Annotated in this window: 19 protein-coding genes; 8 read left to right on the top strand and 11 right to left on the bottom strand. The window is 68.4% G+C overall.

Annotated elements, in window-relative coordinates; genetic code table 11:
* Nucleotides 1–35: 35 nt before the first annotated feature.
* The 3 genes from WEB06_16335 to WEB06_16325 all read left to right on the top strand — a co-directional run bounded on the left by WEB06_16335 (nucleotide 36) and on the right by WEB06_16325 (nucleotide 3771).
* On the top strand, nucleotides 36–1286 hold the full coding sequence (locus tag WEB06_16335; protein ID MEX2557184.1) for an MFS transporter: 1251 nt from the start codon (nucleotides 36–38) through the stop codon (nucleotides 1284–1286).
* A gap of 40 nt (nucleotides 1287–1326) precedes the next feature.
* The gene (locus tag WEB06_16330) at nucleotides 1327–2169 is read left to right on the top strand and encodes a Ku protein (protein ID MEX2557183.1); all 843 of its coding nucleotides are present in this window, start codon (nucleotides 1327–1329) and stop codon (nucleotides 2167–2169) included.
* Between the two features lie 87 nt (nucleotides 2170–2256).
* A complete protein-coding gene (locus WEB06_16325; protein MEX2557182.1) occupies nucleotides 2257–3771 on the top strand; it encodes a long-chain fatty acid--CoA ligase in 1515 nt (504 codons plus the stop codon).
* Here the strand turns inward: WEB06_16325 and WEB06_16320 are convergent.
* Nucleotides 3731–4492, bottom strand: a complete 762-nt coding sequence (locus WEB06_16320; GenBank protein ID MEX2557181.1) for a DUF72 domain-containing protein — start codon at nucleotides 4490–4492, stop codon at nucleotides 3731–3733. The two genes, WEB06_16325 and WEB06_16320, sit on opposite strands and share 41 nt — an antisense overlap.
* Nucleotides 4493–4535: 43 nt before the next feature.
* Here WEB06_16320 and WEB06_16315 point away from each other — a divergent pair, with 43 nt between their 5' ends.
* On the top strand, nucleotides 4536–5228 hold the full coding sequence (locus tag WEB06_16315; protein ID MEX2557180.1) for a gamma-glutamyl-gamma-aminobutyrate hydrolase family protein: 693 nt from the start codon (nucleotides 4536–4538) through the stop codon (nucleotides 5226–5228).
* 227 nt (nucleotides 5229–5455) lie between these two features.
* On the opposite strand, the gene WEB06_16310 is transcribed toward WEB06_16315, so the two are convergent.
* The 7 genes from WEB06_16310 to WEB06_16280 all read right to left on the bottom strand — a co-directional run bounded on the left by WEB06_16310 (nucleotide 5456) and on the right by WEB06_16280 (nucleotide 12049).
* Nucleotides 5456–5656: a cold shock domain-containing protein gene (locus WEB06_16310; protein ID MEX2557179.1), complete on the bottom strand. Its 201-nt coding sequence runs from the start codon at nucleotides 5654–5656 to the stop codon at nucleotides 5456–5458.
* A gap of 187 nt (nucleotides 5657–5843) precedes the next feature.
* Nucleotides 5844–6062, bottom strand: coding sequence for a hypothetical protein (locus WEB06_16305; GenBank protein ID MEX2557178.1), 219 nt, complete (start codon nucleotides 6060–6062; stop codon nucleotides 5844–5846).
* A gap of 130 nt (nucleotides 6063–6192) precedes the next feature.
* Nucleotides 6193–6957 carry an alpha/beta fold hydrolase gene (locus WEB06_16300; protein ID MEX2557177.1) on the bottom strand — a complete coding sequence of 255 codons (765 nt, stop codon included), beginning with the start codon at nucleotides 6955–6957 and terminating at the stop codon, nucleotides 6193–6195.
* 45 nt (nucleotides 6958–7002) lie between these two features.
* Nucleotides 7003–9141, bottom strand: a complete 2139-nt coding sequence (locus WEB06_16295) for a galactose oxidase early set domain-containing protein (protein MEX2557176.1) — start codon at nucleotides 9139–9141, stop codon at nucleotides 7003–7005.
* Between the two features lie 112 nt (nucleotides 9142–9253).
* Nucleotides 9254–9682: a GNAT family N-acetyltransferase gene (locus tag WEB06_16290; GenBank protein ID MEX2557175.1), complete on the bottom strand. Its 429-nt coding sequence runs from the start codon at nucleotides 9680–9682 to the stop codon at nucleotides 9254–9256.
* Entirely contained in the window at nucleotides 9679–10689 is a 1011-nt protein-coding gene (locus tag WEB06_16285) for a DUF429 domain-containing protein (GenBank protein ID MEX2557174.1), read from the bottom strand. Before WEB06_16285 ends, WEB06_16290 begins: the two co-directional genes overlap by 4 nt.
* A gap of 34 nt (nucleotides 10690–10723) precedes the next feature.
* On the bottom strand, nucleotides 10724–12049 hold the full coding sequence (locus tag WEB06_16280; GenBank protein MEX2557173.1) for a D-alanyl-D-alanine carboxypeptidase: 1326 nt from the start codon (nucleotides 12047–12049) through the stop codon (nucleotides 10724–10726).
* A 53-nt stretch (nucleotides 12050–12102) separates the two neighbouring features.
* On the opposite strand from WEB06_16280, the gene WEB06_16275 reads away from it, so the two are divergent.
* Nucleotides 12103–12489 (top strand): VOC family protein, encoded by a 387-nt coding sequence (locus WEB06_16275; protein MEX2557172.1) that lies wholly within the window; start codon nucleotides 12103–12105, stop codon nucleotides 12487–12489.
* Between the two features lie 6 nt (nucleotides 12490–12495).
* Here WEB06_16275 and WEB06_16270 read toward each other — a convergent pair whose 3' ends face one another.
* Complete coding sequence (locus WEB06_16270; protein MEX2557171.1) at nucleotides 12496–14325, bottom strand: hypothetical protein; 1830 nt, start codon at nucleotides 14323–14325, stop codon at nucleotides 12496–12498.
* Between the two features lie 118 nt (nucleotides 14326–14443).
* Between WEB06_16270 and WEB06_16265 the strand changes: the two genes are divergently transcribed.
* The 3 genes from WEB06_16265 to WEB06_16255 are packed head-to-tail and all read left to right on the top strand — an operon-like array spanning nucleotide 14444 to nucleotide 17077.
* The gene (locus WEB06_16265; GenBank protein ID MEX2557170.1) at nucleotides 14444–16114 is read left to right on the top strand and encodes a thiamine pyrophosphate-binding protein; all 1671 of its coding nucleotides are present in this window, start codon (nucleotides 14444–14446) and stop codon (nucleotides 16112–16114) included.
* Complete coding sequence (locus WEB06_16260; GenBank protein MEX2557169.1) at nucleotides 16095–16622, top strand: PaaI family thioesterase; 528 nt, start codon at nucleotides 16095–16097, stop codon at nucleotides 16620–16622. The genes WEB06_16265 and WEB06_16260 overlap by 20 nt, the downstream gene beginning before the upstream one ends.
* On the top strand, nucleotides 16622–17077 hold the full coding sequence (locus WEB06_16255) for a hypothetical protein (protein MEX2557168.1): 456 nt from the start codon (nucleotides 16622–16624) through the stop codon (nucleotides 17075–17077). The genes WEB06_16260 and WEB06_16255 overlap by 1 nt, the downstream gene beginning before the upstream one ends.
* On the opposite strand, the gene WEB06_16250 is transcribed toward WEB06_16255, so the two are convergent.
* Together WEB06_16250 and WEB06_16245 are read right to left on the bottom strand one after the other, a co-directional pair.
* Complete coding sequence (locus WEB06_16250) at nucleotides 17074–17886, bottom strand: competence/damage-inducible protein A (GenBank protein MEX2557167.1); 813 nt, start codon at nucleotides 17884–17886, stop codon at nucleotides 17074–17076. The two genes, WEB06_16255 and WEB06_16250, sit on opposite strands and share 4 nt — an antisense overlap.
* Nucleotides 17883–18632, bottom strand: a 750-nt coding sequence (locus WEB06_16245; GenBank protein ID MEX2557166.1) for a hypothetical protein, incomplete at its 5' end; no start/stop codon positions are given. The genes WEB06_16250 and WEB06_16245, both read right to left, overlap by 4 nt.

Genomic DNA, 18632 nt, shown 5'->3' with positions numbered 1-18632 from the left:
CCCCCCCCCCTCCCCGGTTTTTCACCGGCCTGTAGGTGTCCGCTCCGGCTGCTATCGTCCCCCTTCGAAAGGGGGCGGCTCGAACGAGCAGAACGGAGCGGCCGGATCCCACAGCCTCCCCGCGGGCCACGCGGCTCGCCTTTCAGCGTTTCGCCGGCGTCCACGCCGCCTCGAGCGCCGGAGACGTCCTCCTCGCTATCGCACTGTCGGGCACGCTCTTCTTCTCGGTGTCTGCCGGTCAGGCGCGCTCGAAGGTCGCGCTCTACCTGCTCATCACGATGGCGCCCTTCTCCGTCTTGGCGCCCCTGGTTGGGCCGTTCATCGATCGCCGCCGCGGCGGCCGCCGCCTCACGGTCCTCGCGTCCTGCGCGGGCCGCGCAGTGATCTGCCTGCTCCTGGCTCCCCACGTCGACTCCCTCGCGATCTATCCGGCCGCGTTCATCATGCTCGTGCTCTCCAAGGCGTACGGCATCGCACGCAGCGCGCTGGTTCCGTCACTCGCCGCCGGACAGGGTTCGCTCGTTGCCGTCAACGCCCGCGTCGCCAAGATCGCCGTCCTCGCCGGCGCGGTCGCCGCTCTCCCCGGCGTGCTCCTGCTTCGGATCTTCGACGCCGGCGCCGTCATGCAGTTCGCCGCGCTCGTCTTCGCCGCGGGCGCGCTCCTCTCGCTCGCGCTGCCGAAGCCGGAAGGAGGGGCCGCCGAGGACGAGGCCGCCGACGCCGCCTTCACCTCTGAGCCGATCCGCCGCGCTGCGATCGCGCAGGCTGCGAGCCGCGGCCTCCTCGGCTTCCTCCTTTTCCTGCTCGCGTTCGCGCTCAAGCGCCAAGGGGTCAACTCCGCAGGGTTCGGATTCGTGCTCGGATGCGCCGGGATCGGCAGCTTCGTCGGAGCCGTCGTCGTGCCGCGCATGCGCCGTGGCGGGACCGAGGAGTGGGTGATCGCAACCGGGCTCATGCTCGGCTGCGGCGCGTCGCTCATCGCGCAATCCTCCTTCGGGCTCGATCTCGCGGCGGTGCTCGCCGGGGCGGTCGGCGTCGTGTCGAGCGCGACCCGTCTCGGTTTCGAGGCGCTCGTCCAACGGGAGGCACCCGAAGCGGTCCGGGGACGAGCCTTCGCCCGCTTCGAGACCCTCTTCCAGCTCGTGTGGGTCGTCGGGGCGGCGCTGCCGACGGTCGCGCCCATCGGTATCCGCGGCGGCCTGATCTCGGCCAGCGTCCTCTACGGCCTCACGGCGCTGTGGTTCCTGGTGGCGCTCGGCCGCGAAGGAAGGGCCCGACTCGGGTAACCTTTCCGTTCCGAACCAAAACCGAAAACGAGGTGACATCGTGGCGAAGACGATCTGGAAGGGCGCGATCTCCTTCGGACTCGTGACGATCCCCATCCGCATGTACACGGCGACCGAGGAGAAGAGCTTCAAATTCAATCAGCTCCACGAAAAAGACGGCGGGCGGATCAAGTACAAGCGGGCCTGCTCGGTGTGCGGCGAGGAGGTCACCTGGGACGAGATCACCAAAGGGTTCGAGTACGAGAAGGACCACTACGTCGTCCTGAGCGAGGATGAGATCGCGCGCGGCGTCCAATCCACGCGCACGATCGACATCTTGAAGTTCGTACCCGCCGATGAGATCGACGCGATCTACTGGAAGAACCCCTACTACCTGGTCCCCGAGCAGACCGGCGCGAAGGCGTACGCGCTGCTGCGAAAGGCGCTCGGCGACGAGGGCTACGTCGCGATCGCGAAGGTCGCGTTCCGGGACAAGGAGCATCTCGCGACGCTTCGTCTGCGCGACGACGTGTTCGTCCTCGAGACGATGTATTGGCCGGACGAGATCCGCGCCGCCGAATTCGAGGAGGTCCAGATCGACGACGAGGTGCGTCCCCAAGAGCTGAAGATGGCGCGCTCGCTGATCGAGAACATGACGGACCACTTCGACCCCGACGAGTTCCACGACGATTACCGCGAGAAGCTCGAGGAGCTCGTCCAGGCGAAGATCGACGGCAAAGAGATCGCCGTCGTGGAGGAGGCCGGCACGGCGACCGTCGTCGACCTCATGGAGGCCCTCAAGGCTTCGGTCGAGCAGAGCGCCGGCAAGCCCGAGAAGGCGCCGAAGAAGAAGGCCGCCCCCAAGGCCGGCGCCGCCAAGAAGAAGAAGGCCGCCACCGGATAACTTCCTCCCGGAGGTGTCAGACGTGTCTGACATGTCAGACGCCGGCCGGCGCTTGCTAGCCTGCCGGCGTCGAACCGGAGGGAACCTATGAATCTCGCCTCGCTCACCGACTACAACCTCGAGACCTACGGCGAGTACGAGGCGACGGTCTACGACGGCCGCGCCTACACCAACCGTGAGCTGTTCGAAGCGGGGCGGCGCCTGTCGAACGCGCTGACGGGCTTGGGCGTGAAGCCCGGCGAGCGCGTGGCGGTGATGCTGCCCAACTGTCCCGAGGTGGGCATCAGCTACGGCGGCATCCTGCGGCTCGGCGGGGTCGTCGTTCCCGTTCTCTTCCTGCTCGCGACCGAGGAGCTGCAGCACATCCTCGCCGACTCCGAGGCGCAGGCGATCATCACGAGCCCCGAGTTCGTTTCCAAGGGGCTCGAGGCCGCGAACGCCTGCGACCCCGCGCCGCGCGTGATCGTCACCGGCGGCGCCGCTGAGGACGCTCTGTCGTTCGACGAACTGCTCGCCGGCGCGTCGTCCGACGCGCCGCTCGTCGAGCGTGAGCCGTCCGATGCAGCGCTGTTCATGTACACCTCGGGCACCACCGGCCGGCCGAAAGGCGTGGTGCTGACCCACGGCAACATGCTTCACCAGGCCGAGGCCGTCCACGAGATCTCCGAGCTCGATCGGACCGCGATGGCGCTCGCGGTGATGCCGCTTGCACACGCGGGCGGCTTGGTCGGCTGGGTCACGGGGACCAAGAACGGCGCCCGGAGCGTTCTGATGCGTTGGTTCGACCCCGAAGCGTTCTGCCGCAACGTGCAGGAGTACGGCGTCGTCGTGACCACGTTGGTCCCGACGATGGCGGCGCTCCTGCTGAACCACCCGGCGATCGAGGACTACGACCTTTCCACGCTCGAGCAGGTCGCTTTCGGTGCGTCGCCGGCGCCCCTCGAGCTGATCCGCGCCTTCGAACACAAGACGGGGGCCAAGGTCCGCATGGTGTACGGCTTGACCGAGGCCGCGCCGATCGTGACCGCCGACCGCATCTCATCCGAGCGCAGGGAGGGCTCGTGCGGCTTCGCGATCCCCGGCGTCGAGGTCACGATCATGGATCCCGACGACAAAGAGCTACCCGCCGGTGAGCTGGGCGAGATCTGCGTGCGCGGACCGAACGTGATGGCGGGGTATCACAACCTCCCCGAGGAGACCGCGCGCACCATTCGGGACGGCTGGCTCCATACCGGCGACATCGGCCGCCTCGACGAAGACGGGTACCTGTTCATCGTCGATCGCGTGAAAGACCTCATCATCCGCGGCGGGCTGAACGTCTACCCGCACGACGTCGAGGAGGTCCTCATGCAGCATCCCGGCGTCGCCGAGGCCGCCGTCGTTGGGATCCCCGATCCGACCTACGGCGAGGAGGTCGAGGCGTTCGTGGTTCGCCGCATCGGCACCGACGCTTCTGAGGACGAGGTGCTCGCTTACTGCCGCGAGCACCTCGCCAAGTTCAAGACGCCCAGGCGCCTCACGTTCCTCCCTGACCTCCCCAAGAATCAGGTGGGCAAGGTGCTCAAGCGGGTTCTCCGGGAGCAGGCGGTGGCGCGCTCGTAGCCTCGGGGCGCTCGAGCATATCCCGGAGTCTCTGCGCCCATCCGACGCCCCGTCCGCCGTCGCCGTCTTCGTGCTTGAGGTAGCAGTAGACGTCGGTTCCATCCTCGAGCGCGGCGCCGATGTCCTTGGCCCACCGGGCGAGCGACTCGTCGTCGTAGCCGGACTTGCGGAGCCGGACGTACACGAATCCCTCAGTGGTGCGCTCGAACGGGGCGTCGTGATCGTCCGTGTCGGCGACGCACCAGGCTGCTCCCCGCTCGGCGAGCGCCTCCTTGACCGCGTCTGCGCGCCACGACGCATGTCGGAAATCGAACGCGAACCGGCGTTCCGGCGGCAAGAGTGAGAGGAACTTGCGCAACATCTCCACGTCGGCCTTGAGCCGGGACTGGAGCAGGACCGGCCCGAAGCGCGCATCGAGCGGCTCGATGGTCTTGAGGAAGTGCTCCAGCGGTCCCGCGTCGCCCGGCCTCAACCGCCACCCGTCGGTGATGCGTCGGTGGCCCTTCAGCGCGAAGGCGAAGTCCTCCGGTGTGTCGGCAGCCCATCTCGCGAGCATCTTCTCCGACGCATCGCGCCGGTAGGTGTAGTTGATCTCGACGCTCGGGAAACGCGACGCGTAGTAGCGGAGCATCCCGTCGCCCTTGGTGCCGGCGGGGTAGAACGTGCCCTTCCATTCTGGGTACGCGAACCCGCTCGTCCCAAGCCACAGGCGCCCCGGCATGAGCGGCAGTCTAGCCTCGCCGTGGCGACCGTAGACTGGCGGGATGCCGCGACCGATCGTCGGCGTTACCGGCGGCGAGCTCACCGCCGAGCGTCAGCAGAAGCAACAGCCGCTCCGCGCTGCCTTGCACGCGGCCGGGAGCGTTCCCATCCTCTTGCGCCCCGACGAAGGCGCTTCAGCGTTAACGCGGGTGCACGGCTTGGTGCTTCCCGGAGGCGGGGACATCGACCCGCGACGCTACGGCGACGACCCTCGCGCCGAGCTCCGCGATCCCGATCCCGAGCGTGAGGGGTTCGAGATCGAGATCGCGCGCGAAGCGGTCGCGACCGGCGTGCCCGTGCTGGGGATCTGCCTCGGTCTGCAGGTGTTGGTCGTGGCGCTCGGCGGGGGGTTGCATCAGCACGTCCCCGATCTGGCTCGCGCGCTTCCACACGAGGGCGACGGCGTCACGCACGACGTCCGTCTCGAGCCGGCCAGTCGGCTCGCCCGTATGATCGGCGCCGCATCGCTGACGACCAACTCCAGCCACCATCAGGCTCCGTCGGATCTTCCGGCCCTCCTCGAGCCCGTCGGCAAGACCGCCGATGGCGTGATCGAGGCGGTCGAGGGTCCCGGATTCACCGTCGGGGTCGGCTGGCATCCCGAGACGACGAACGACGAGTCCGGCCGTCGCCTCCTCGCCGCCTTCGTGGCAGCCGCCAACGACCGTTCCGTCTCCCATCCCATCCGGCCATGAGAAATGGTCTTCGCGGGCTATACCGGCCGGCGGTGGGGCGACGAGACAATGGTTGCGAGGAAGCCCGACGTTGGGAATCCTCCGAGGTCCGGACTCCGCTTCTGATGGCGGAAGCGGCGTCCGTATCTCATTCTTCCTGCGGGTGATGCGCCGGACCAGGGGCGCGGGGATGGACCAAATCGAAGAGGCCGGAGATCCGGCCTCTTCGATTTCAGAGAGTTAGTCGATCAAGCAACCGGCTTGACGTTCGTGGCCTGTGGGCCTTTCTTGCCCTCGCTGATCTCGAACTCGACCTGCTGGCCCTCAGCGAGCGAGCGGAAGCCATCACCCGAGATGCCGGTGAAGTGGACGAAGACGTCGTCCCCACCTTCCCGAGAGATAAAGCCGAAGCCCTTCTCGTCGCTGAACCACTTGACGGTCCCGCGCAAACTGTTTCCCTCCTTCGAATGGCCGCGCGAAGCGGTCGTCGTACCTTGGGTCCGGCCTAACAAGCGAAACGGCCGCGGGAAGTCCCGCGGCCTGACGTTTGCGCAGAACCGTGACCCCTAACGAGCGGCATGATACCAAAACAATTCCAGGGTGGCGACCCTCGGACGAGAGGTTTGTGCGCGGGAGTTAACGGGCGAGCCGTTCGATCCCGGACTGCGTGAACGGGAACGTCTTGAGGATCGCAACGGTCTCGCGTCGGGAAAGCAACCAGCCGCCGCGCTCGAGCCAGAAGCGGCGGCACGTGCGGCAGATACAAAGCGTGATCGGTCCCTGCGGGGTCTCGACGGCGCTCTCGAGAACGTCCGCTGTGCCTCGATGCGCACAAGGTGTGCGAACGTCGTCCACGTCTCTCCCCTCAGGCGAAGAATCGGACCACGCGCCCCAAGGCGTGCCCCTCTGAGCGTTCTATCGGCCGCCGAACGAGAATGCTTTACGGCAGGAAAAGGAGAGATGCGGGCGAATCGGGCTGGGGGACTTACGCGACAGACCGGGGAAGGTTCTCGAGCCAGTCACAGAGCGCCTCGACGGCGCGCGGGTCCCGACGGAGCTGGTGGCCACCGCGCGGGATCCGAACCAGCTCCTTCGGCTCGCCGGCGGCGATGAACAGTCGCTCGGCGTGCGGGTAGGGGATCACCTCGTCGGAGTCGCCGTGTGCCAGCAGTACGGGCCTCGGCGCGAGCTTGCCGATGACTCCCTCCGGCGCAACCTCAGAGAACTCCCGCCACCACGCGTCGAGGTCCGAGGGGAAGGCGGGGTCGTGAATGATCCCGGTGTTCCGGAACGTCTGCACGAGCTTGCGTGGATCGGAGACCAGTCCTCCGAACGTGAACGACGCCGGCGCCGCGAAGGTCGCCACCGCGAGAACGTCCTCGCGTCGCGCGCCGACGGCGATCGCAACGGCACCTCCCGCGGAGGAACCGACCAGAACGCGCGGGATGCCGCCGATCTCTGCATCTGCGTCGAGCGCGTCGAGCGCCGCCTCGAGGTCGGTGCACCAGCCGGCGATCGAGAACTCACCCGGCGCACCACGTACGCCTCGGAAGTCGAACCAGAACGTCGCGAAGCCGCGATCGGCGAGCGTGCGCGCGAAGCCCGCGTATCCGGCGTCTTCTGGGTCGCGGGGCGCGTTCCCCGGGATGCCGTGACACAGCACGCAGATCATCGACGGATCGTCGGGGACGAGCGTCTCGCCGGAGAGCGTCAGCCCATCAGGACGCAGGGCGATCCGCCGCTCCAGCACGTGGCTTAGCCTACCCGAGGAGGTTCTTCGGGCCGTGCGCTTCGGCTAGCGCTCGATCTCCCAGCGGCGGCGCCGGATCTTCGCCGGTACCCCGATCCCCACCGCAACGAGCCCGCCGGCGACCATGCCGATCGGCGGCGGCTGCGCGATGTACGAGGAGTCCTCGGGCTCGGTCGCCGACCCGCCCGACGGCGGCGCCGGGTCATCGGAGCTGTACACCGGCACAGTAGGAGTCCCGTCGGCGGTCGCCCCGATCTTGACGATGCGCGCGACCGACGGGATGGGGCCGTCCGGGGACATCTTGTTGATGAACAAGTAGTAGTACCCGGGCGGTGCTGCGATCCCATCCGGCGGCGCGGTCGCCGTCAGGACGCCGTTCCCGGGCGTGAACGACAAGCGCAGCGTTCGCGAGTCGGAGTCGGTGATGTGCTGGGGCGACGGCAGGCGCGACAGGACGACGTCTTGGATCATCGAGGCGTCCGGCGTCGTGATCGTGAACGACGAGTTCCACGCGATCCCCTTCTGCACGCTCGCCAGCTTTGGGCGCGGCCCGCGGAACAGGTAGGGCGGGCTCCAAACCTCGAACGACGAGTCCTTGTCGTTGTTCGCTGTGACACCGGGGACCGCGTCGTGCGTCGCGCCGTACCCGGTCCAGATCGGCGCGTGGCCACCGATCAGCACTCGACCGTCGGGGAGCAAGAGCGCCGAGTTGTGATACGTGCGGTCGCGCGCCGAAGACGCCATCGCGGTCCAGGTGCCGGTGGCAGGGTCGAACAACTCCGGCTGACGCACCGCCAGCTCGAATCCGGGCGTCACGACCTCGTCCTTGTCGGCTCCAGAGGTCACGAACACCTTTCCGTCTGGCAGCGTCACGGCCGAGGAGTACCAGCGCCGGTTCTTCAGATTGCCGGCGAGATCGTTCGTCACGTTGCCTTGCGAATCCACCGTGATGAGCTGAGTAAGGTTCGACGCGAGCCAGCCACCCGGCGAGGGCAGCAGCGGCGTTCCGCCGGCGATCAGCAACGTCGCCTTGTCGTACGGCGGATCCATCCTGAGCAACACTTGCTGCGCGCCGCCGGTGGCGCCGAGCGGGGCCGGGCCAACGTTCTCCCACTGGTTCGTCGTCGGGTTGAAGAATTGCTGGATCACCCACGTGATCTCGTCGACGGCCTGGCCCGCCGGCCCGAACTGCTGGCCGACGCCCCCGTAGAAAACCTTGCCGTTCGGCATCAGGTGCAACCGGGGGAACAGCGGCAGCGAATTCTCCGCCTGGGGTCCGAGATCGGCCCACGTTCCGGTTGCGGGATCGAATAGCTCAGGCCGGCGGACCTGGGAACCCTGCGTCGACTTGATGAGCTTGGTGACGCCACTCGCCACGAATACCTTGCCGTCGGCCATGGTCACGAGCCCCGGGTACCAACGTCCGTACTTCATCGGCTGCACGGCCGTGTAGGTGCCGTTCGCCGGGTTGTAGATCTGGGCATTGCGTAGCCCCTCGAGCTCCGAGACGCCGACGCCCATCGCGCCTCCGTGCTCGCGGTCGGTCACGAACGGCTCGAGGTACCAGTCGGTGCCGCCGGCGATCAGGATCCTTCCGTCGGCGAGCATCGCTTGATCCGTGCAGAAGAGGTCGCCGTCGTTCTCTTGCGGGTCGTCGGGCGGAGAGGTCGGGTTCTGCGGTTCGATCCCGAGCATCCCGGCGACGGTTCCCGAGAGCCCGTCTCCCGGGCGACCCGGGACGCCGAGCACGCCGTAGGGATCGTCGAGGCCTTCTCCGCCGGGCTCGATGTTCGGGTTCGATGCGACGCCCTGCTCGGGCGACGGAGAGCCGAAGAGCGGCGTGCCGGAGCGGAGGTCGAGGAGGCGGGAAAGGCTGTCGCGCGCCTCGGCGCTTGCCTCGGGAACGGCGGCGTACTGGACGTTCTCGCCCGACTCGATCCCGCTCATGTAAAGGACGCGGCCCTCAGGCGTGACGAACGCGCCGACCGCGACCGGCTTACAAACCTTCCGCCCGTCCACGACGGCGCAGCGCGGCGTCGTGGAGCCGCCTTCCTCGAAGGGGGCCGTCCAGGATCCGATCGTTTCCGGCCCGGGTGCCGCCCAAGCCGAGCCCATCGCCAGCGTCGCGACCATGACCGTCGCGCCCACGAGCCATGCCCAACCACGGACCCCGAACCTTCGCATCGGATCCTCCTCCGTCAGTGGGGGGCGTCGAAATGAGCGCAGCCCCCGGCGCACGGTCCAGTTTTCGACGGTTCGGTCGGATTCTCCTCCATGGAGTCTCACGCCAGCGCGGCTAGACGTGTGACCAGCGCAAAGCGTTGTGGTTGTGGTCGGAGCCGCTCGGCCATTCTGCTTTGCCCCGGTAGAGCGTTGCGAGCGGTTCGGGAAAGGTGTCCTTGGGCATCAGACGGTAGCCTCTCGCCTCGTAGAACCCGATCATCTCGTCGTCGCATATGAGCCAGAGCTCCTCGCGGCCGTCCTGAGCCGCAAGGAGCAGCTCGGTCGCGAGGCCGCTGCTCCGATGCTCGGGCAGGACGTACACGTCTTCGACCATCCAGGCGTCGCCTTCGAGGAACAGGCGGATCCAGCCGGCCAGCCGATCCTCAACGAAGCCGCCCAACCAGGTGCCTTGGTCGATCTCCGGCGTGAAGCCCTCCGATTCGAGGAGCTCGATGTGCGGTTCGATCTCCGATCGCTCGAGCGGTCGGATCGTCCCGGTCACGCCCCTTGCCTCCAGCGGTGGAGGTTCAGATCCACGCGGCCGTTCGCGATCGCTATCCCTTCGGCGGCGAGCCGCTCGAGTTGACGTTCCGGTCCTCCGGGGTACGCGGGTGAAGGGCGGCCGGTGGCGTCGACGAGCCGGTGGCTCGGCATCTCGAACGAGTGACGCGCGACGAGCGTCCCGACGGCGCGCGCGCCGGTCGGTGTGCCGCATGCGCGCGCGACGTCGCCGTAGGTCGCGACGCGCCCCGGCGGGATGCGGGCGACGTAGCGCGCCACGCGCTGCGCGAACGGCGTCTGCTGGGGGATCCCGTCTTCGGCGGTCGTCGCTCGGGGTGTGGTCTCGATGCCGAGGCTGAGCTGGTCGGGTCCGCGTCGCACCGGTTCGCCGCGCACGTCCGAGCGTGGGGCGACGATGACGCCTTCGCGTGGGTCGCCGTACCCGACCCAGCGGTCGTTCGCGAACGTCCACGCCGTGTAGCCGGCCGCGATCGCGTCGAGCGCGTCCTGCGTCGCATCCCGGGTCAGCCCGGCGACCTTGCGGCGCAGCGCTGCGCGAGACCATTCGAGCTTCGGGGCGCGGCCGCGCCCGTCGCCGACGAGGACCCGATACGTGAGGTGCGGGTATACCTCGATCGATACGCCGCGTCGCGCGACGCCCTCGAGGAAGGGAGGGAATCCCGCCTTCTCGAGAACTTCGTACAACGCGAAGCCCGCTCGCATCCACGCCGGCGCCGCCTCGGTGCTTGCCGGCACGGGATACAAAGACACCCCAACTCTGTGGAGTTCCTGCTCGGCGACACGGTAGGCCTTGCCCGCGCCGGCGAAGCCCCGTGAAGGGGCGGGAGGCGCGTCGACTGCGACCACGGTTTCCGGCGGCAAGCCGCGGATGATGAGGCCGGCCGCGTCGAGGTCGCGGGCTTTGGCGACGAGCACGATCCGGCGTTCGTCGTCGAGTACGGCGATGTCGAAACCGCGCGTCGCGGAAACGTCGATCCCGGCGTACATCACCGGCAAGTCTAGCCCGTGCCGGCGAGGAGGCTCAGGGCCGGCCGAAGAGCGCCACTGCCGTGCCGATCAGATCGAGCGGGGTGGTCAGCGCGAGCGGGCTCGGCGCATCGTTGAACAGCGCCACGTACACGAGCGGCACGCCGTCGGAAGGAGTCACCCACCCGGCCATCCCACGGACTCGGCGGATGAAACCGGTCTTGCCGCGCAGGTTGCCTCCCGTCGGGGGCTTCGTCATGCGCTTGAAGATGGTCCCCGGTCCGCCGGCCACGGGAAGCGAGTTCCGCAGGACGTCCCCGCCCTTCCCTTCAGCGCGGAGGATCCAGTCGAGGATCGCACCGATCATCCGCGGCGTCATCCGATTGTTGAGCGACAGCCCGGAGCCGTCGGCCATCACGAATCCGTCGAGCGGGATCTTGATGCCGGCGAGGGTCTCGCGCACGACGCGAACGCCGGCGTCGGTCGTGCCTGCGCCCCCGAAGCGTGCGCCGATCCCCTTCAGGGTCAGCTCCGCCGAGTAGTTGGCGGAGTAGCGGTTTGTGTAGTCCACGATCTCACCGAGCGGAGGTGAGAGCACGCGAGCGAGCTCCCGAGCGCCCGGGGGTGCGCCCCCGCGACGAACCTTTCCGGTGACGACGACTCCGCGAGCGGCGAGCGCGGCGACGAGCTGCCGGCCGGCCCCGACCGCCGGGTCGGCGTACAGCACCGTGGCGTCGATGTCGGAGTAGCCCTCGTTCACGGTCAAGGCGCCGAGGTTCCCGATGTCGGGGTCGTTGCGCTGGTAGTCGGCGATCCACCCCGGCTGCGTCCGCCGCGTATCGAACAGTGAGTCATCGACGCGGATATCGCCCTGGATGCGCCGCACTCCGGCCGCGGAGATCGCGGCCGCGAGCCTCTCCACGGTCGGCGACCCACTCGCGAATACCGGGACGGGGATCGGGTCGTCGGGCTTCGGCAAGAAGTGTTCGCGTCGGTACGCCTCACTCGCGAATGTCGGATCCCCGCCTCCGATGAGCGCGACGGTTCCGGTTACGCCGCCGCTCGGCGCAAGACCGAGGAGCCGCGTTGGGAACCGATGATCCGGACCGAACTTGATGATCGCGGTCGTCGTGGTCGCAAGCTTCAAGAGGGAAGCGGGGAGAAAGACCCGATCCGGGTTGATCGCGACCGCAATTCGCCCGCCACGCAGAACGAGGATCCCTGGGGTCGCCGGTCGTACAGGTGGCGAAGCCATGGTGCGACGGATCGAAGCTTCGAGATGGCGCTTCGGCGTCTTGTCGGGGACGCGCGCATACACGGGCACGGCCGACGTGAAAGCAAGCACGCCGATCGTCAGCGAGGCGAGCGCTCGGGTACGCATGGGAGCCCTTATGGTAGGGAAGGATCGAGCGTCTCGCTGCGATGGGAGGATCGATGATCCACGTCAAGCACATCGACCACGTGGCGATCGCGGTCACGGACATCCACAAGTCTGCCGCGTGGTATCAGGAGATGTTCGGGCTCGAGCGCCGCTTCGACGACGTCTGGGGCGACGAGCCCCCAATCATGGTGTGCGCGGGGGACACATGCGTCGCGTTGTTCCCGACGGAGGGCCACGCTGCGCCGCCGCCGGGCCGCGACTCGGTGGCGATGCGCCACTTCGCGTTCGTGACCGATCGTGCCAACTTCGAAGCGGCGCGCGAGTCGTTCGATGAGCGAGGCATCGAGTATCAATTCGCCGACCACGAGGTATGCCACTCGCTGTACATCTCCGACCCCGACGGCCACCGCATCGAACTCACGACCTACGAGCTCGGATGAGGCTGCTTACGCTGTCGGTGTGGGACTAGGGCTGGGACTCGGATCGGTCGTCGGGTCGGTTGAGGGGGAGGGGCTGGGCTCGGTCGGCGTGGGTGAAGGAGTCGGCTCTCCGGTTTCCTGGGGTGTCGGACCGGCGGTCGGCGAGGCCGTCGGTGTGGTTGCCGGAGCCGGCTCCGGCAACACGTCGAGCAGCACATTGGCGTCCCCCATGACATGCGCGGCGCCTACGTGTCGCTCCTCCGTTACGACGTCCACGCTGGAGATAGTGCCCGACGGCTCCCAGAGGGACATGGAGCACGCATCGCCACAAGATTTCGTGTCGCTGACCAAGACCGTTCTCGGTCCGAGCCATACGGGCATCACCGCGTTCTCCGCTACCTTGCGTTGGACCTTTGTGGCGACGTCGTAGACGTAGACCCCGCTGTGCTCCTCGCCGTCGGCGTAGGCGAGCAGAGTTCCATCGGGTGACACGGCGAGGTTGTAGGTACCGGGCTTCATGGCACCGAGCGTTCCGCGATCGCCTGTTTCGCTGTTGAGCGCGAACCACTTCTGGTCGCCGCCCATCTCACGGTAATAGATCCGCTTCGAGTTGGGCGCCCAGCGAGCGTTCGTCCCCGAGCGGGGTTCGATCATGTCCTTCCCTGCGGGATCCAGAACGAACATCGTCTCGTCCTGGTTCTCGAGGTGGGTGATGACCACGATGAGGGCGTGTCCGTCGGGTGCCCACGAAACCGAGACCTCGCCGTCCGCGCTGCCACAACTACCCGGACCCGGAACGAACGTTCGCAGGATCTTCTTGGTTCCATCCTCCGGCCGGAAGAGTGCCAACTGAATTCCGGCATCCTCATAGTTCCCCGTCAAGTAGGCGAGGGCGTCGCCATCCGGGCTCCAAGCCGCAGCCTGGATCCACCCGTTCGTGAGGGGTAGCTCCTCCAGTGCGCCGGTCTTGAGATCGAGGCCGTAATAGCCCTCGTTCATGCTGAAGGAGACGTATCGATCGCTTCTGAACACCGGACTCCGCGCCCAGCAGCTCGGTCCCCCTCCGTTGTCCGTCAGCCGTGTGACTTCCTCGTCCGAGGGGTCGAGCATCCAGATGTTTGCCTCATGCGAGTATGCGATCGCTCGCGCTTCACCCGGCGGGGCGGTGCCCGGCACCGACAGGCCCGGCGCCGCCTTGGCGACGCAAGGGGCGGGCTCCTCTGGAACGGGTATGGACTCGTCGGGGACCTCAGCGCTTTGCGCTACGACGGGGGTCGCGACGGGAGGAGGGAGCGCCAGCCACGGCGCCGGTGCCGAAGCGAGCGTCACACCCGGCAGTGGTGCGTTGTGATGTCCGACCGGTCCCGCCAGGCCTGCCGCGCTCAACGCCACGACGACCAGCCCCAAACCCCATCGACCGGTCTGGAAGCGTGGCTCTGCGCTTCCGGTCCGGCCAACGAACAGCAGGCTCACGATGAGCGCCAGCTCCGCAGCTGCAGCGAGCAGATCCGGCGTGCCGACCGGCTCTGGCCGGCCCGCATGGGGACCGATAGGGACGCCGATCGTCCTGCTCCATGCATACAGCACCAGCACGGCTGCCGTCGTCCCCATACCGGCGAGGGCAAGCCGGCGCGTGGGGCGGCGGATCACCAGGACCGCGTAACCGGCTTGCGCGATCGCCAGGACCGCGAAGAACGCTCCATAGGCCCACCAATGGGTCAGATGGGATCGCACGACCCACGCGTGGACCACAGCGGCGACCAGGGAGCACGAAGCGGCGAGCAAGGGTATCCGCGACGGCACGTGGTCGCGAGAGTCGATGATCCGTGCCGGCAACTCGAGGGCGCAGTCGCTCACGGGGGGCCTCCTGCGACGGGTTTGATGTGAGCGTGCGCTCTTGATGCGCGGCTGGCCATGGCCGTTGGTACATGACCGTTTGACCCTCGCTCGCGAGCGCCCATAGCCTGACCGCACGATGACGACCGGACGCGAAGCGTTCTTCGAGGTGGCTCGCAGCGAAGGCGCGCGCTACCTGTTCACGAACCCCGGCACGACCGAGCTTCCGATCTTCGACGAGCTCGCCGACGACCGAGCCGGCCTCGAGCTGATCATGTGCCTGCAGGAGGGGGTCGCGGTCGGCGCGGCCGATGGCTACGCGCAGGCGACCGGCCGTCCTTCGCTGATAAACCTCCACGTCACCCCGGGGTTGGCGAACGGCCTCAACGGCATCTTCGATGCCAAGTGGTCGCGTTCGCCGATCGTCGTGACCGCGGGCCAGCAGGACACGCGCCATCTCGTTCAAGAGCCGATGCTCGCCGGGGATCTGGTGGGGATGGTCTCGCAGTTCTCCAAATACTCCTACGAGTGCCGCAGGCCGGAAGAGATCGGCATCGCGATGCGCCGGGCGTTCAAGGAAGCGGCCGCGCCGCCGTCGGGGCCGACGTTCGTCTCGATCCCGTGGGACGTCTTCGATCAGGATGCCGACTTCGATATCCCCGGGCCGTCGAAGGTCGACTACCGCGCGACCGCGTCCGCGGAGGCGATCGGTGAGGCGGCGCGCATGCTGCTCGATGCGGACCGCCCCCTGATCGTCGCGGGCGACGGGATCGCGCGCGCACACGCCGTAGCGGAGCTGGTGCGCGTCGCCGAGCTGCTCGGCGCTCGCGTCGCCGGCGAGCCGATCCACGGACGCCTCAACTTCCCGTTCGATCACCCGCTCTATGCGGGGATGATCGCTCCGATGAATCCCGGGATCCGGGCGTCGCTCGAGCCGTCCGATGTGGCGTTCATCGCCGCGGCCTCCGCGTTCAGCCCCTTCTACCCGTCGAGCGTCATGGCGGTGCCGGACGGCGTGGCCTTGGTGCAGCTCGACGCCGACCCGACCGAGGTTGCGCGCATCTATCCGGTGGCCGTCGGGATGGTCGGGGACCCGAAGGTTTCCCTCCGCGCGCTCGCGGCCGAGATCGAGCGCATCCGCACGCCCGAGCAGGCCAAACGGGCCGGGGCGCGCACCAAGGAAGCCGGGGAGCAGAAGGCCGCCGGCGAAGCGGCGCTGTATGCGGCGCTCGACGAGAAGCGGTCGGTCAGCCCCATCCCGCCGATCGTGGCTGTGGCCGAGGTGACGGGCGCGCTCGAGCCGGGAACGATCGTGGTCGACGAGTCGATCACCTCGACGCTCGGCGTGCGCTCCACGCTGAAGCTGTCCGAGCCCGACACGTATTTCTTCACACGGGGCGGGGGGCTCGGCTTCGGTTTGCCGGCGTCCATAGGCGTGAAGCTCGCGCATCCCGATCGGCCGGTCGTCGCGATCGTGGGAGACGGCACCACGCTCTACACGCCGCAGGCGCTCTGGACGATGGCGCATCATCATGTGCCGGTGGTCGCGGTCGTCCTGAACAACGCGTCGTATCTGATCCTCAAGTCGGGGCTGGCCGGCATGCAGGGGAAGGCCGTGAAGAACGATGTGTGGCCGGCGATGGACCTCGTCGACCCGATGGTGGACTTCCTTGCGCTGTCGAGAGCCTTCGGCGTCCCCGCCGAGCGGGTCGAGACGGCTTCAGAGATCGCTCCCACGATCCGCAAGGCGATGGCGTCCGGTGGTCCGGCGCTCGTCGAGGTCGTCGTCGATGGTCGCCTCGGCGCGTGAGCGGGATCACGCCGACGTGACGGAGCAGGCCGCAGGGATCGAGCCGCGCGCTGCGCGCGTCGCCGAAGCGATCGCCAACCAGGACGCGTTCTTCGCGGACTCGTTCCCCGGGATGCTCGGCGTCCGGATCGTCGAGGCTGGGCCCGGCCACTGCGTCGCGACGCTCAAGGTGGGCAGCAGCGTCAAGCATCCCGGCGGCTACGCGCACGGCGGCGCGCTGGCCGGGTTCGGCGACACCGCAGCGGCGTGGGCCACCTTCCCCACGCTCGAGGAAGGCGAGTTCTTCACCACGATCGAGTTCAAGGCCAACTTCATCACCGGGGTCAACGGCGGGAACCTGCGGGCGGAAGCGAAATCGGTCCATCGCGGGCGCCGCACGATGGTACTCGAGGTTCACGTGACGACCGACGACGACGAGCGGCGGCCGGTCGCGATGATGATCGTGACTCAGGCGATCCTCAAGACGCCGGGCGCATCCGGCGGCGAAGAGGTCCCGCCCGAGGGGTGATGGCGAAGCCGGCCTCGGCGCCGCGCCGGAGCGCGCGCGCGTTCCTCAAGCAAGTGGCGGACGAGCTGCCGTCCCATCTGCCTCCGCGCTTGCGCGACTTCTCGTCCGAGCAATGGGGCCGCTTCTACAAGGTTTGGTACGGCGACGAGAAGAAGATCCACTTCGAGGTGCAGTTCATCCCGGGCGGCAGGCTCGAGATCGGTTTGCACCTGGAATCCGATCCCGACACCAACGAACGCATCGCGTTCGCGCTCGAGCGGAAAGAGCCGGCGATCCGGCGGGCGCTCGGCGAAGAGGCGAAGTTCGGTTCCCACGGCCGCGGCTGGCGGAGCGTCTCGGAACGCTGGTCGGGAGGCGACCTCCGCAACGAAGAGGCCGCGACCGAAGCCGCGGCGCGGCTCGCCGAGTACGTGGTCGCCGTGGGGCCGCTGCTGTCCTCGCGGGACCTTCGCTAGGACGATTGCAGGATCGCGATCCGCAACTCATCGAGCCCGGCCTGAAGGTCGGCGAACGCGGCCTCCACGAGGCGCCGGGCCGCCGCGTCGTCGGGCCCGGCGGCGGTTAGGGTGACCCGTACCTCTTCCCCGTCTTCGAAGCCTTTCGCGCGGGACTTCACGTAGACCTCCGGGTGCCTCGACTGCAGACCTCGGAGCATCTCCGCGATCGAAGACTCGTCGCGCAGGTCCAGCGTCACGGTGATCTCCGCGAAACCACCGGGGCCGAGGATGCGATCGAGCTCCGGCGCGAGCGAGTTCTCCCAGATCCAGTGGAGCTCGGGCGGCACGCCGGGGAGCGCGACGATCGCTGTGGCGCCAACCTCGAGCAGCACGCCCGGCGCGGCGCCGACGTGATTATCGAGCGCGCGAGCGCCCTCGGGGAGCCGTGCCATCCGGAGACGTGCTTCGTGAAGCTCGGGCGATTCGACGCGCCCGGCCGATGCCAGCTCGGCGTAGCGCCGGCGCACGATCGCCTCGGCCTCGACGTGCGGGATGAGGGGTCGTCCGGTCGCCAGACCGATCGCCTCGCGGGTTCGATCGTCGTCGGTCGGCCCGAGTCCGCCCTGCGTGAGTACGAGCGCCGGCTTCCGCTCGAGCGCCCGGCGAAGCTCGTCGGCGACGAGGGGCGGCGCGTCCGGCAACACCTGGATCCGGGTGAGGCTCGCGCCACGCGCGGCGATGCGCTTCGCCATCCAATAGGAGTTCGAGTCCTGCACGACGCCACGCAGGAGCTCGTCTCCGACCGAGAAGATCTCGACCTCCGTCATCGCGACCCCCTTCGGGCGGTCAGCGCCCGGGGGATCTCGATGCGCCGTACGCGCCGGCGGACCGCGGCAGCGCCGATCGCGCCGTGCTCGGTGACGACCGCGTCGATCAAGGCGAGCGGCGTTTCTTCATAGGCCTCGGCTTCCAGCTCGACGGAGCGCCACACGCGGGAGGGCAGGAGCTTGGATGTTCCGGCCATCACGTAGAAGCCGATCTCCGCGTCGAGTGCGGCGAGCGCGACGAGTCTCGTGCCGACCTTGTTCACCACGCCGTCCTCGGTGACGGCGTCGGCGCCGACGAGCGCCACGTCCGCCCGCTCTGCCGCCGAGGCCATCGCCGCGTCCGATACGACCTCTGCTTCGAAACCGGCGCGCTCGAGCCTGCGTGCGAGGAACCGTCCCTCGCCGCCGGGTAGCGAGACCGTGCACAGGACGCGCACGATCCGCTTGCGGTTACGCACGAGCGCGTTCACGACGTTCGACGAGGACGAGTGCGTGAGGACGACGGCACGGCGGGGGAGAGCGTACTCGGCCGCGCGCGCGACGCCGTCCGCCTCCGCGCGAAGTGCCTCCCGGAACCGCTCCGCCGCGTCGCGGTGATCGTCGGCGGAAAGCACCGCCGCGCCGAGCCGCCACAGCGGCGCCATCGCCGGATGCGCTCGCACGAGGTGGCGAACGGCGCGGCGCACATCGCGTTGCGCCCCGAGCAGGACCAGCCCCTCGGCCGCGCGCGCGGCGACCTCGGCGGC

It is taken from the genome of Actinomycetota bacterium (genome assembly GCA_040905475.1).
Taxonomy (GTDB): Bacteria; Actinomycetota; AC-67; order AC-67; family AC-67; genus DATFGK01.
The sequence above is the reverse complement of the archived record's forward strand: the minus strand, read 5'-3'. Positions and strand labels throughout refer to the sequence as shown.